The organism is Halalkalibacter suaedae (assembly GCF_017939705.1).
GTDB classification, from domain to species: Bacteria; Bacillota; Bacilli; order Bacillales; family Bacillaceae_D; genus Halalkalibacter; species Halalkalibacter suaedae.
This window is the reverse complement of record NZ_JAGKSQ010000003.1, coordinates 466,428-479,107: the sequence shown is the minus strand read 5'-3', so window position 1 is coordinate 479,107 and position 12,680 is coordinate 466,428. Positions and strand designations below refer to the sequence as shown.

Genomic DNA, 12,680 nt, shown 5'->3' with positions numbered 1-12,680 from the left:
TTAATGATAGATTAATAGTGAGGTGGCGGTAAAATGGGAAAAGGCATTCGTTTTCAACAAGTGGGAGATCGTGTTGAGACGTATTACTTAATTAAAACAGCGACAAAAGGAGTTGCAAGTAATGGCAAGCCTTTTTTAACATTAATCCTATGTGATCATACGGGTGATATTGAGGCTAAGCTCTGGGGATGCTCTCCTGATGATGAGCTCGCTTTTTGTAGTCAAGTCATTGTCCATCTTCAAGGAGAGATATCTGAATACCGTGGGCGTTTACAAATGAAAATCAATAGTATCCGTCCAACGACAGCAATGGATCAAGTGAAGGTAGCTGATTTTATCCGTTCAGCACCAATATCTCCAGATGATATGCTTGAGGAGATAACTCATTATATTTTTGAAATGGAAAACGCAAATATTCAACGAATTACGCGTCATTTAGTAAAGAAACATCAAAAGGCTTTTCTAGAATCACCGGCTGCGACAAAAAATCATCATGAATTTGTCTCTGGTTTAGCTTATCATGTTGTAAGCATGCTAAAGATTGCTAGAAGCTTAAGCGAACTGTATCCTTCATTAGATACTGATTTACTTTATGCTGGGGTTATCCTTCATGATCTAGGGAAAGTTCGAGAACTATCTGGTCCTATAGATACATCGTATACATTAGAAGGGAAATTATTAGGCCATATCTCAATCATGGTGAATGAACTTACAGCAGCAGCTAGTGAGTTGAAAATTGAAGGAGAAGAGGTCCTGATGCTCCAGCATTTGATTCTTAGCCATCATGGTAAGGGAGAATGGGGAAGTCCAAAAGTACCTGTCATTCGTGAAGCTGAGATGTTACACATGATTGATAATATTGATGCAAAGATGAATATGATGGATCGTGCATTGGAGCGAGTTCAGCCTGGTGAATTTTCAGAACGTATCATGGCAATGGATCAAAGGAGTTTTTACAAACCGAGCTTTCATGAACCTCCTTTAGATGTTTAGTTCTATTTTGAGATGCTTGTACATATAGTTAAGTATCAGAACAAGCATGGAGGGATATTATGAAACGTGGATATAAGAATAAAAAGTTAGCTTTGGGATTATTAATGATTCTTGTTTTAGGATTTATTGTGACGCAAACCTCTCTTGGCTCTCTACTAATCTCAAGTCCGTGGTGGGTTTACTTTGTCCTTGCTGGAATTGTCGCAAGTGGTTATTTAGCAGTCAAATATACTCTTGAAGACCATGAAAGTGAGCAAGAGTGGATCGAACAAGAAGGAAATGTGTATATGGAACGTCTTGAGAAAGAAAGACAACAAAGACATGTTGAACGAAGCTAACAAAAAAGAAGCCTTTGGTTAGGCTTCTTTTTTTTGGTTATTCATTTTCCGTTTCAACTTCGGTCTCCGTCTCCGTTTCAGTCGCTGGAGCGTCACCCTCAGTCGCTGGTGTTTCACCTTCAGCGGCAGGTGTTTCTGTTTTGAATAGATCAGAGAATTGTTCATCTTTAATTTCAATATCTGCTTCTTTCATTAACTCAGCAAGAATTTGTTCTTGAGTTTTTGATTGTTCTTGAACAAGCTTCTCTCTAATTTCTTCTTGAACATCTTCGAAAGCTTGTTCAGTACGCTTGTTTAACTTAATAACGTGAAATCCGTATTGAGATTCAACAGGTTCACTGATTTCACCAACTTCTAAAGCTACTGCTGCGTTAAAGAATGGTTCGACCATAGCACCTTTTTTAAATGCACCAAGATCGCCTCCATTGGCTGCAGATCCAGGGTCTGTTGAAAGTTCTTCTGCTAGTGCAGCAAAGTCTTCTCCTGCTTCAAGTCGGTCTAAGACAGCTTGTGCAGCTGCTTCGTCCTCTACAAGAATGTGACTAGCTTCTAATTCAATAAACTCGTCCGTATTTTCATCATAGTATGTTTGAACATTTTCATCGGTTACTTCTACACCTTCAGAGCCTAATTTCTTTAGCGCTAATGGAGGAAGAACGTATTCGTCAACAAATTCATCCATTGATTCAAACTCTAATTGGTATTCTGTTTTAAGTACTTCTAAAATATCCTCATCATTTTCAGTACCGAAATTAGTCTGAAACTCAGTTCGGAAAACTTCTAGTTCAGCTTCAATTTCTTCTTCAGAAATTTCTACAGTTTCAATCGCCTCATCTAAAACGCGACGTTGAACCATATTACTGAGTATGTTACTTCCTCCTTGAGCTTTTAATTCTTCAACAAATTCGGCTTCTGTTATGCTTGTCCCATTTACAGTTGCAATTACTTCAGTGTCGTCTTTTGCTCCATCTTCATTGTTACATGCAGCAAGTGCAGTTAGACAAGCTAAACCAATTGCAGCTATCATACGTTTTTTCATTTAGTTCACTCCTCAGCTATCTAGCTCATGTTTACCTTGATTACTATACCACATTTTTAATAATGAGAGAAAGTCTTTCACAAATTTTGTATATATCACAAAGAACTGGGGATTTGCCTAGAACGTAACTAGTAAAAACGCATAGGATATCTTAACAATTGTAAGAGGAGGTGTTCTTATGTCTCACACATTTCACGGTGGTGGATTTTCGTTAATTGTTGTGTTGTTCATTTTATTAGTCATTGTAGGTGCTGCGTGGCTATAATGGATAGCTGATCAACATTTCTTAATGATAAGAAGCCAAGGGAAGAGACGAACACCGTCTTTTTCCTTGGCATCAATAAAGGGAGGTAACTATTATGTCTCACACGTATTCAAATGGTTTCGCTTTGTTAGTTGTGTTATTTATCCTTTTAGTAATTATCGGGGCAACTTGGATGTAACGCACTGTACTTGAAAAAAAAGGCTGGGACAAAAGTGATTTAACTAATAGAAAATCCGAACAATGATAGTTAGCGGACATAAACCGCTCCTGAAATATACTTCGCTTTCCGCGGGAAGCCGGTGAGCCTCCTCGTGCTTGCTACTCGGGGGTCTCACCTTTGGCTTTATCATCCCGCAGGAGTCTACGTATATTTCATCCGCTACGCAATTGCCTTGTTCGGTATTTCAGTTAGTCACTTTAGTTATGTCCCAGCCTCTTTTATTATGTAAAAAGAATTTTTACATAAGTGGATGTAAGTAAGATCGTAATTAGAATGTTAATCGTTCTAAAAAGCTTTGGTTGTTTATCCGACGGGATATCACGCTTATTACAGAGTGCATCCGTCATCGAATTAATAACATACAATATAAATATCGCAAATAATATGGTGAAGAAGACCATGCACTTGCCTCCTGACGAGCAATGATAGTTAAACTTTATCAAAATTTAACAAAAAAAGATAGAACTATGCTCAATGTTTTGTTTGTTAAATTGTCCCTTTCCAATTAAAATAGTTTGTAATGGAATAGAGGTGTAAAATGAAGAGTAAACAAAATAAGTGGAAGATTGCCTTTTTTAGTTTAGTTTCATTCATTGTATTGTTACTGGTTCTTATTTTTCTTCTTGTTAGAAATTTTCTTCCAAATGTAGAAGAGGAGTCCTTTATTTCTAGGGAACCAATAGAGAAAGAGGCATCATTTCTCATTCAAACAGATAAAGACAAGCTAAATCAGTTAATTGCTAGTAGGATTGAGCAAGCTCCAAGTGAGGTGCCTTATATGGTTGAGCTCATGGAAGAAGACGTCCAGTTCCGTTCAACCTTTTCCATTCTCGGACAAAATATTCCCGTCACAATTAATTTCAACCCTGAAGTTGAACAAAATGGTGACTTATTACTTTCTGTTCAGTCATTTACGTTAGGCTTTCTTCAGCTGCCCGTTGACAGAGTATTGATGATTATGAACGAGTATTTAAGTCTTGAAGATTGGATTGAGATTCTGCCTTCTGAAGAAGCGGTAATTATAAGGGTCACTGATATTCAAATAAATGAGAAGGATACAATGTTTGTTCGTTTCCAAACATTTGATCTTGAGAATGATGTTATTGAATTAGAAATGATTCTTGAATAATAAAAGGTCCAAGACAGATTCATGTCTTGGACCTTTCGTCTGTTATATTTTTCTTAGAAGGATGTTAAAGCCTTCTGAATGCTTTTCAACTAAACATCGTTTCGGTGCTTTAAGTATATAAGAAATATAGACAATATCAAAAAAGACCAAGCCAAAATGAATTGAAGTTAAAATTGAAATATAGGCAATATACATTGGATACATTGTTGAAGCCAATGCACTAGCCGAGGTAATGATAAGTCCAGGCATAAATAATGTAGCTAGATAAAGGCTTTTGGATAATGGTCCCTTTATTTTAATTGTTAGTAATGGGAAGAAATAACTCCGGTCTATTTTTAAAATTGCCTTTTTTCCACAGATCCATAGTGGAAGCAGGTGAAGTAGTTTATGAGAAAAAACTAATAAAATAATACTAAGCAAAATAGAGTGAAAGCTAATTTCAATTAATTTCGGTGTTTTAATAATACTGCTAATGACTAGGTAATAAAAAAGAAATGAAAATAATATTGTACAGCCAGAATAAATTATTAGGCGCAATGTTCCGTAGTCACGTGAAATTCTGATTGTTTTCCAACAATTCATGACGGCACCTCCTCAACAATTGATAAATTTACTCTCATTTTGAGAAGAATGCAATAGGTTTTACAAAAATAAAATGATTCGATAAATAGTAAAATTCTTGACAACCTAAAAATTTGTATTCTAAAAAGGGTTTTGACAGTTTCCTTACGAAAATAAAAATAAAAAAGAGCCTAGTTTACCTAGGCTCCTTCACTTGAATAGTCTTCTTTCGGAATAGACTGAAGCTTCTTCAGCTGTCCATTTTCTTCTTGGAAATCATCGTCAAATTTTAAAAGAGTTTCTTCAAACATATCAATAAAATCTGAGCCATAAATATGACGAAGCATACTGGTGATTTCTGAGAACTCTGGGAATTTCCCGTAGAGATCTTTGATAGGGAGAGCCCCCTTGAAAACACCATATGTATCAGGGTGGTAGGCTTCAAGCGTTTGTAGGAATAACGATTCTCCGTCAGCTGTCAATTTCACATACGTGTTTCGTTTGTCATTTTCCTTTTTTGAAAATAGAAGAAGACCTCTATCTTCGAGCTTTTTTGAAAAGTTAAACGCTGTTGAAACATGCATCACTCCATATTTAGCAATATCTGAAATTGAAGCTCCGTCTAAGTGATAGGCAATCCAAAGGATATGATGTTCGTTAATGTTTAAGTCAAAAGGTTTAATCCAGGTTTGCCAATCTTTTTCAACTGATTTCCACAAGGCCTTACTTAATTGCGCTACTTTATGGCTGAACATTACAGATTGTTTTAAAGAGTTTAAAGGCTGATCCATTTTTCTCCCCCTATCGATACGTTCTCTCTTTCTTATTCGTACTTAAATGAAATATTATTTTCGAATATTTTTTCTCTTCTATATTATGACAAGAAAACAGTAAAAAGGAAAGAGAAAAATGCCCATATTTTAAAATTTTAGAATATTTATTTTTTTATAATGCATCCTTTGATTTTTCAATGTTTTCTTGAAGTGCGTTCAAATCAGCTTTGAGTTGAGAAAGGTTTGGTTCAATATCTTGCTTCCATTTATGAATGGATTGACTAGTTTCCTTTCCGACAGCTTTAAATTGATCCTTGCTAACAGTTAGTGTTGCTTTAAATTGATCTGACGTAGTCAATGTTGATTGATGGAATTGGTCGATTAATTGACTAAGATTAGTCATATTTTTACGAAAGCGATATTGAATGTCTTTTCCGGAGGTAGGTGTTGTTAATAAAGTAAGTGCACCAGAAATAATTGAGCCAGTAATGAATCCTGTAACTAGGGATTTTTTCATGTTGAACCATCCTTTCATTATTGTTCTATATTTCCTTAGTAAACCATATAGATTAAGGATAAGGGGGGAAGCTGAATGGAGGCGCTCATTTTATTCTTGATTTCTATTTGCTTGTTAACGACGTATGGTTTGATTTATGTTGCGTCTCGTTTAATTAAAGAAAGAAGGAAAGAGCTTAACGATCCTTTTTATCGTATATCCTTGCTGTTTTTGGCTATTTTAGTCGCTAGTGGTTCATGTGCAGCTGTTCTTATCATTTATTCATAAAAGTGGTTAGGAGCTAAAGTCCTAACCACTTAATGACTTACTTTCGATAAGCATTCATAAATTCACGAAGTTGTAAACAAGCTTCAACGGGTACGGCATTATAAGTAGATGCACGACATCCGCCAACAGAGCGATGACCATTCAATCCGACGAAGCCAAATTCCTTCGCTTGTGCAAGGAATTTCTTATTGTCTTCTTCAGTCGGTAGATTGAACGTAATGTTCATTAAAGAACGAGCTTCCTTATCAGCATGTCCGGTATAGAAGCCGTTACTTTCATCGATTGCGTCATAGATTAGTTTTGCCTTTTCGATATTCTGCTTTTCAATTGCGTTAACCCCACCTTGTTCCTTTACCCATCTTAATACTTGGTTAAGCATATAGATAGAAAATGTCGGAGGCGTATGATATAGAGAATTAGATTCTGCATGTGTTTGGTATTTAAGCATTGTTGGTACATGTGAGACGTCTTCATTAAGTAAATCTTCTCTAATGATGACGACTGTTACTCCAGAAGGCCCTAGATTCTTTTGAGCACCAGCATAGATGATCCCAAATTGCTCAACGTCGATTGGGCGACAGAGAATATCACTTGACATATCAGCAATTAAAGGTGCGTGTGAGATGTCAGGAAAGTGGGACCATTGTGTTCCGTAAATGGTATTATTCGATGTTAAATGGACATAGGCATCATGCTCATTCATCTGAAGTGATGATAGATCAGGAATCGAACGGTAGCCATTTTCTTTTGTTGAGCCACCAATGGTTGTTTCCCCGATTAACTTAGCTTCTTTTAATGCTTTCTCAGACCAAGACCCAGTTAAAAGATAATTTCCAACCTTGTTCTCTTTAAGAAATTGAATAGGAATCATCGAAAACTGAAGACTAGCTCCTCCTTGTAGGAAAAGGACTTTATAGTTATCTGGAATCTTTAGTAATTCCTTCAGACTATCAATCGCCTCTTGGTGAACAGCCTCATATTCCTTGCTTCGATGACTTAATTCCATTACAGACATGCCAGTATTAGCAAAGTTCAAAAATTCCTCTTGTGCTCGTTCAAGTGCAATTTTTGGTAAAGCAGAAGGTCCAGCATTAAAATTATAAACAGCTTTCATAGTCTCTCGTCTCCTTTTTCTCTCTATAACTCATCAGAGGGCAATTTTTAATGAGAATATCGTACCATAAATTAGAAGATAATTGCCGTTGTTTTTTTGTTTTTTCAGAAAGTTTTATTTTTTTGGAATGGTAGCTGTTTTTAATCTTTAATAAATGATGAAATAGCCTTTGCTGACTCTTGTAATTCTTCTTGGGTATAGTCAGAACCGTGCTCTTTCCAAACAGCTCCGTAACCGTCTCCTTTTCCGTACCTTGGTATTAAATGGATATGATAATGGAAGACCGTTTGTCCGGCATCTTCACCATTGTTATTAACCATGTTCAATCCAATTGGCTGATAAGCCTTCTTAAGCCCTTTTGCGATCTTGGGTACGACTGAAAATAGTTGACTTGTCTCTAATGACGGTAACTCAAAAATGTCTTTATGATGATTTTTAGGAATGACTAGCGTATGACCTTTTGTTACTTGACTAATATCGAGGAAGGCAAGAACGTGGTCGTCTTCGTAAACCTTTGCTGATGGAATTTCCTCTTTGATAATTTTACAGAAAATACAATTTGAATCATGTACCATAATGAAATCATCCTTTCTTTTCCCATATTTTTCTTCCCTCACTATACCGAGTAAATAATGGAGATGCAAGTTGTTGGGAATTCACAAGATCGTTGATTCCGTGCAAGGATTAACATGATATACTGACTTTATTGACGTGCAATTTTGAAAGAATAACGAGCTAACATTTGAATGAAGAATTGAAGGGTATATGAAAAGCCGTTTTCTGTTGTTTGCAACAAAACGGCTTTTTCTGTCGAACATAGATAGGCTTTGTCGGGAGAGTAGAGAAATAGCCGAACTTTTTGGTAAGATAAACAAAAGAAGGAGTTGTAAAATAAAATGACAAAAGTATTAAGTATTGAAGAGCTGACCGGTGGTTATCAACCGAAAAAGCCTGTTCTACATAGTGTGAACTTCTCTGTTAATAAGGCGGAGATAGTAGGGTTAATTGGCCTAAACGGTGCAGGGAAAAGTACAACAATTAAGCATGTTCTTGGTTTATTACAACCAGAAAAAGGTCAAGTACGGATTAATGATATAACATTGCAGGATGACTTACATACATATCGACGATCATTTGCTTATATTCCAGAAACACCAATACTATACGATGAATTAACATTGTGGGAACATTTAGAGCTAACAGCACTTGCTTATGGTATTGATATCGATACATTCGAGAAACGAGCAGATGTGCTATTAACTGAATTTAGAATGCAAAAGATGAAACGGTGGTTTCCTAGTCACTTTTCAAAAGGAATGCGACAAAAGGTTATGATTATGAGTGCTTTTTTAGTAGAACCACCTCTCTACATAGTTGATGAACCTATTGTCGGACTTGATCCGATTGGTATTCAGTCTTTTCTTAATTTACTTGAGAAAATGAAGAAAAGTGGTGCGGCAGTACTTATGTCTACACATATCCTAGCAACTGCAGAAAGACATTGTGATCGCTTTATTATTTTACATGAAGGTAAGATCGTATTAGAAGGGACCTTAGCCGAGATGCGAGCAAAGCTTAATATGGCTAATGCGACACTTGACGACATCTATATCGAAATGACAAAGGAAGAACGCGTATGAAGGACGGTATGACATTATGGCGTACAAGAGTTAGTGCTTACTGGAATGAAGCGATCCGCTATTTAAGATTAATTGGTAATAGTGGATTTCTTTTTACTGTGTACGTTCTTATTATAATTGGTAGTTATTATTATAGTTTGTTATTGGATTGGCTGCCACCAACGTTCCCAGCACTCTGGATTTTCGTATTTGTTTTCGGACATTTCTTAACGAGAAGTGGGGTTAGGACTTTTGTTAAGCAAGGGGATGTCGTTTTTTTATTGCCATACGAATCTAAATTAGGCGATTATTTTCGTGCCTCTAAATGGTACTCAATTGCATTACAAAGTGGGGTTTTAGTTCTTGTTCTAGTTGTCCTCTCACCCTTCTTTAATCAATATTTAACTGAAGAAGCTGGGCCGATTTTATACGTGCTGCTGATGATAATCATTTCAAAGGTGTGGAATGTGTTTGCTAGTTGGGAAGAACAGCGCTTCCAGCATCCGGCTGAAAGACAATCGCATTTCCTTTTACGAGCGTTCATCAACCTTGTTTTTACCTTTTTACTATTTTCAGGTGCACATATTCTCTTGATTTTATCGATATTTATACTGAAGGTGCTCCTCTTCATCTTCTACTATTCAAAAATAGCTAAGAAGTTTACGTTGAAATGGGAGCATTTGTTGGATGTCGAACGCGGGATGCTTTTATTCTTTTACCGAATTGCGAATGCTTTCACTGATGTTCCACAGCTTAGAAACAAAGTAAGAGAGAGAAGATATTTGAATTGGTTCTTACAGTCAACAAAGCCAAGTCCAACCGTTTATCACTATTTATTTGCTCGGACATTTATACGTGCGAATGATTATGCAGGAATTTACCTAAGGCTCACTTTGATTTCTGCTGTTATTTTAATTGCTTTGCCAAGCGGTTGGCTACAACTTGCTGTTTTCTTATTATTTATGCATATGATTGTTGGTCAGCTTTCTACAATTTGGTATCATTATGACACTCATGGATTAATTGATATTTATCCAGTTGATCAACAAGTGAAGATTGATGCATTGACACAGTTAAGTTTTAGATTATTGCTTATCACAATGGCTCTTCAATTCGGAGTGTTACTTGTTACTTCAACTTGGATAATTGCTGCCTTAACACTTATCATTGGAGTGTTCTATAGCTACGTTGGTAGTCATACTCTCATTCATAAAAGAAGAAAGTGAGTGGCTTAAGGAGTGGAACGTATGTATGAAGATCAAGCAAGAGAACAGGTTATCCGTTGGAAAAGAAAAGTGACGAAACGCAGGTCAATGGTAGGCAGGTATGCTAATGGACTGCAATCAAAAATGAATCACCTTATACCTGAGAAGATGCATACTGTGGTTACTGCGAGTATTAAGAAAATGGTTCACGCGACCTTACTTGGTTCAGAATACACAATGAAAAAGCAGCCTGATGTCGCTAAAAGTTTAGAAGAGCGAGATGAAAAAGCAAAGACTTTGTTAAAGTCCTATAAGCGGACGGCTGCTATTGAAGGTGCAGGAACTGGGGCAGGAGGTTTATTGCTCGGAATGGTTGATTTTCCATTACTCCTCAGTATCAAAATGAAGTTTCTCTTTGATACAGCCTCTGCTTATGGGTATGATGTTCGCGACTACCGCGAGAGATTATTTGTCCTGTATCTATTTCAGTTAGCATTTGCAAGGGATGAAAAGAGACTAGAGTTAATTGAACGCTTGGAACATTGGGAACAAGAGAAAGAATTGCTTCCTGAAAAAGAAGTCTATTTGGCTGAAATTGATTGGAAGACATTCCAACTTGATTATCGTGATTATATTGATCTGGCAAAAATGTTTCAATTAATCCCTGGTATTGGAGCTATTGTTGGAGCGACAGCTAATTACCGATTTCTAGAAATACTAGGGGAAACAGCGATGAATGGATATCGAATTCGTTGGCTTTCTTCATACATGAGGGAAACAGATCTAAAAGGATAATAAACAAAAAACGCCTAAGGGCGTTTTTTTTGAGGTTCGAAGTAAATTTTTTGTGCTAAGAATTTAATAAAGAAAAAGACGGTTTATAGTTGACTACTTTTTTTATCCAAAAAGTTTTACTATTCTCTTGATATTTACTGTGAAGAGCAGAGAATTCGATCTTTCCTTTCATCAAAGCGGACGGGATGGGTGGGCCGACTCCTGCTGGAAGAAAGGGCAGGTTGAAATCCACCGGCAGAGCCGGTTAGTTCAACGCCCTCCGGCGGGTTTGTGCCCCCCATCCCGGTAGCGCGTTCGAAGCGGATTTGTACAGCCTTTCTCTATAAATGCCAATAACCGCCTATCTTTTGTTTATCCTTTATTAAACCATCTATGAATTGCGTAAAGAAATAATACAGTTGAAAGAGTTAAGATGATCACCATTATATGAGCGTCCATCATTCGGTCAGCCTGAACAGCATCATAAATAGCAATCGAAAGTGTTTGTGTCTTACCAGGGATATTTCCTGCAACCATTAAGGTGGCTCCGAATTCCCCCATTGCTCTGGCAAAGCCCAGTATGACTCCTGCTAGTACCCCTTTATAGGATAAAGGGATTATGATATGTACAAACACCTGAAACGGACTTGCCCCGTCTAATTGTGCAGCGTCTATTGTTTTGCGGCTTATCGATTCGAACGAAGCCTGGATGGGTCTGATTAATAACGGTAAAGAAGCAATCGTTGCAGCAATGACAGCCGCCTTCCAAGTGAAGATAATCGGTTGTCCTGTTAAGTTTTCGATCCAATCTCCTAAAGGACTATTTCTACCAATAAGTAAAAGCAAGTAATAACCTAATACAGTTGGAGGTAGGATCAGTGGGATTGTAATGATGATCGAAAGAAAGTCTGTTAATGCATTTTTCTTAAATGCAAACCACCATGAAAAAAGAATACCTAGTATAAATGCAATAAAGGTTGCGATTGTTGCAACTCTAAGTGATATGAGTAGTGGTGGAATAATTGTATCCATTATGGTGTATCAAACCCATACGATTTTAAGATTTCTTGGCCTTTAGAGCTAATAATGAAATCAGCTAGTTGTTTACTTAGCTCAGGTTGTTCCGATTGCTTCGGGATTGCTAGTGCTTGAAGGATTGGTTTGTGGTTCGCTTCATCAATTAGCTCATAGTTAAATTCTGCTTCATTCATTAGCGACAACGCAATAAACCCAACATCAGCATTTTCGGACTCAACAAATTGATAAGCTTGTCGGATATTCTCAGCAAAGACAAGCTTTGGTTGAATCTCTTCCCAAATTCCCCATGACTCTAATGTTTCTTTTGCTGCTTTTCCATATGGAGCATGTTCAGGATTAGCGATGGTGATCGTCTTAGTGTTAGGATCTAACAGAAAAGACGAATCTATTTTTTGTTCATTTGAATCCGCGGCCACAAGCACCATTCTCCCAATTGCATAATATTCCTTTGAGTTCGCGTCAACCGCATCTACTTCTATTAATTTATCTATGTATGATTCATGTGCTGCCGTAAATAAGTCGAAAGGGGCCCCCTCTTGAATTTGCTGTGTTAAAAGCCCTGTTGAACCGAATGTATATTCAATCTGGATTCCAGTCTCTTTTGTAAATTCATCCCCGATTTCAGTTAGTGCATTGAATAGGTCTGAAGCAGCTGCGACATAGAGAGTTTGTTCCTCATTAGTACTCTCACACCCGCTGATCAGGATGAAAAAAACAAGTAATCCTAAAAAGTGTTTCCATTGCATACTAAATTGCCTCCTGTATCTTCTCTAAAATATGAAGAGAGTCCACTAGAAAAGAATATCTTTTTCAGTGGACTAAAGATAG

Annotated in this window: 18 protein-coding genes; 9 read left to right on the top strand and 9 right to left on the bottom strand. The window is 37.0% G+C overall.

Features of this window, described 5'->3' with window-relative positions; translation table 11 throughout:
* The first annotated feature begins 33 nt into the window (after positions 1-33).
* Positions 34-993 carry a 3'-5' exoribonuclease YhaM gene (yhaM, locus tag J7W16_RS09950; protein WP_210597138.1) on the top strand — a complete coding sequence of 320 codons (960 nt, stop codon included), beginning with the start codon at positions 34-36 and terminating at the stop codon, positions 991-993.
* A gap of 59 nt (positions 994-1,052) precedes the next feature.
* Positions 1,053-1,331 carry a sporulation YhaL family protein gene (locus tag J7W16_RS09945; protein ID WP_210597137.1) on the top strand — a complete coding sequence of 93 codons (279 nt, stop codon included), beginning with the start codon at positions 1,053-1,055 and terminating at the stop codon, positions 1,329-1,331.
* Positions 1,332-1,368: 37 nt separating this feature from the next.
* Here the strand turns inward: J7W16_RS09945 and J7W16_RS09940 are convergent, their stop codons facing one another.
* A complete protein-coding gene (locus J7W16_RS09940; RefSeq protein ID WP_210597136.1) occupies positions 1,369-2,370 on the bottom strand; it encodes a peptidylprolyl isomerase in 1,002 nt (333 codons plus the stop codon).
* A gap of 178 nt (positions 2,371-2,548) precedes the next feature.
* Between J7W16_RS09940 and J7W16_RS09935 the strand changes: the two genes are divergently transcribed.
* Together J7W16_RS09935 and J7W16_RS09930 are read left to right on the top strand one after the other, a co-directional pair.
* Positions 2,549-2,635 carry a YjcZ family sporulation protein gene (locus tag J7W16_RS09935; protein ID WP_210597236.1) on the top strand — a complete coding sequence of 29 codons (87 nt, stop codon included), beginning with the start codon at positions 2,549-2,551 and terminating at the stop codon, positions 2,633-2,635.
* A 94-nt stretch (positions 2,636-2,729) separates the two neighbouring features.
* Positions 2,730-2,813, top strand: a complete 84-nt coding sequence (locus J7W16_RS09930) for a YjcZ family sporulation protein (RefSeq protein WP_210597235.1) — start codon at positions 2,730-2,732, stop codon at positions 2,811-2,813.
* Between the two features lie 263 nt (positions 2,814-3,076).
* Here J7W16_RS09930 and J7W16_RS09925 read toward each other — a convergent pair whose 3' ends face one another.
* On the bottom strand, positions 3,077-3,256 hold the full coding sequence (locus tag J7W16_RS09925) for a hypothetical protein (protein WP_210597135.1): 180 nt from the start codon (positions 3,254-3,256) through the stop codon (positions 3,077-3,079).
* Between the two features lie 137 nt (positions 3,257-3,393).
* On the opposite strand from J7W16_RS09925, the gene J7W16_RS09920 reads away from it, so the two are divergent.
* Complete coding sequence (locus J7W16_RS09920; RefSeq protein WP_210597134.1) at positions 3,394-3,984, top strand: YpmS family protein; 591 nt, start codon at positions 3,394-3,396, stop codon at positions 3,982-3,984.
* Positions 3,985-4,026: 42 nt separating this feature from the next.
* Here J7W16_RS09920 and J7W16_RS09915 read toward each other — a convergent pair whose 3' ends face one another.
* The 3 genes from J7W16_RS09915 to J7W16_RS09905 form a co-directional block, all read right to left on the bottom strand.
* Positions 4,027-4,566, bottom strand: a complete 540-nt coding sequence (locus tag J7W16_RS09915) for a DUF3267 domain-containing protein (RefSeq protein WP_210597133.1) — start codon at positions 4,564-4,566, stop codon at positions 4,027-4,029.
* A 179-nt stretch (positions 4,567-4,745) separates the two neighbouring features.
* On the bottom strand, positions 4,746-5,336 hold the full coding sequence (locus J7W16_RS09910) for an HTH-type transcriptional regulator Hpr (protein WP_210597132.1): 591 nt from the start codon (positions 5,334-5,336) through the stop codon (positions 4,746-4,748).
* A gap of 154 nt (positions 5,337-5,490) precedes the next feature.
* Entirely contained in the window at positions 5,491-5,835 is a 345-nt protein-coding gene (locus J7W16_RS09905; protein ID WP_210597131.1) for a YtxH domain-containing protein, read from the bottom strand.
* Positions 5,836-5,910: 75 nt separating this feature from the next.
* Between J7W16_RS09905 and J7W16_RS09900 the strand changes: the two genes are divergently transcribed.
* Entirely contained in the window at positions 5,911-6,102 is a 192-nt protein-coding gene (locus tag J7W16_RS09900; RefSeq protein ID WP_210597130.1) for a hypothetical protein, read from the top strand.
* 37 nt (positions 6,103-6,139) lie between these two features.
* On the opposite strand, the gene serC is transcribed toward J7W16_RS09900, so the two are convergent.
* Together serC and J7W16_RS09890 are read right to left on the bottom strand one after the other, a co-directional pair.
* The gene (serC, locus tag J7W16_RS09895) at positions 6,140-7,216 is read right to left on the bottom strand and encodes a 3-phosphoserine/phosphohydroxythreonine transaminase (protein ID WP_210597129.1); all 1,077 of its coding nucleotides are present in this window, start codon (positions 7,214-7,216) and stop codon (positions 6,140-6,142) included.
* A gap of 140 nt (positions 7,217-7,356) precedes the next feature.
* Positions 7,357-7,791, bottom strand: a complete 435-nt coding sequence (locus J7W16_RS09890; RefSeq protein ID WP_210597128.1) for an HIT family protein — start codon at positions 7,789-7,791, stop codon at positions 7,357-7,359.
* Positions 7,792-8,112: 321 nt separating this feature from the next.
* Here J7W16_RS09890 and J7W16_RS09885 point away from each other — a divergent pair, with 321 nt between their 5' ends.
* From J7W16_RS09885 to J7W16_RS09875, 3 genes are read left to right on the top strand one after another with little or no spacing between them, the layout of a single operon-like run.
* Positions 8,113-8,856 carry an ABC transporter ATP-binding protein gene (locus J7W16_RS09885; protein WP_210597127.1) on the top strand — a complete coding sequence of 248 codons (744 nt, stop codon included), beginning with the start codon at positions 8,113-8,115 and terminating at the stop codon, positions 8,854-8,856.
* Complete coding sequence (locus J7W16_RS09880) at positions 8,853-10,061, top strand: ABC transporter permease (RefSeq protein WP_210597126.1); 1,209 nt, start codon at positions 8,853-8,855, stop codon at positions 10,059-10,061. Before J7W16_RS09885 ends, J7W16_RS09880 begins: the two co-directional genes overlap by 4 nt.
* Positions 10,062-10,082: 21 nt before the next feature.
* The gene (locus J7W16_RS09875) at positions 10,083-10,835 is read left to right on the top strand and encodes an EcsC family protein (protein ID WP_210597125.1); all 753 of its coding nucleotides are present in this window, start codon (positions 10,083-10,085) and stop codon (positions 10,833-10,835) included.
* 351 nt (positions 10,836-11,186) lie between these two features.
* Here J7W16_RS09875 and modB read toward each other — a convergent pair whose 3' ends face one another.
* Together modB and modA are read right to left on the bottom strand one after the other, a co-directional pair.
* A complete protein-coding gene (modB, locus tag J7W16_RS09870) occupies positions 11,187-11,846 on the bottom strand; it encodes a molybdate ABC transporter permease subunit (protein WP_210597124.1) in 660 nt (219 codons plus the stop codon).
* On the bottom strand, positions 11,846-12,598 hold the full coding sequence (gene modA / locus J7W16_RS09865) for a molybdate ABC transporter substrate-binding protein (RefSeq protein ID WP_210597123.1): 753 nt from the start codon (positions 12,596-12,598) through the stop codon (positions 11,846-11,848). The genes modB and modA overlap by 1 nt, the downstream gene beginning before the upstream one ends.
* Positions 12,599-12,680 lie beyond the last annotated feature (82 nt).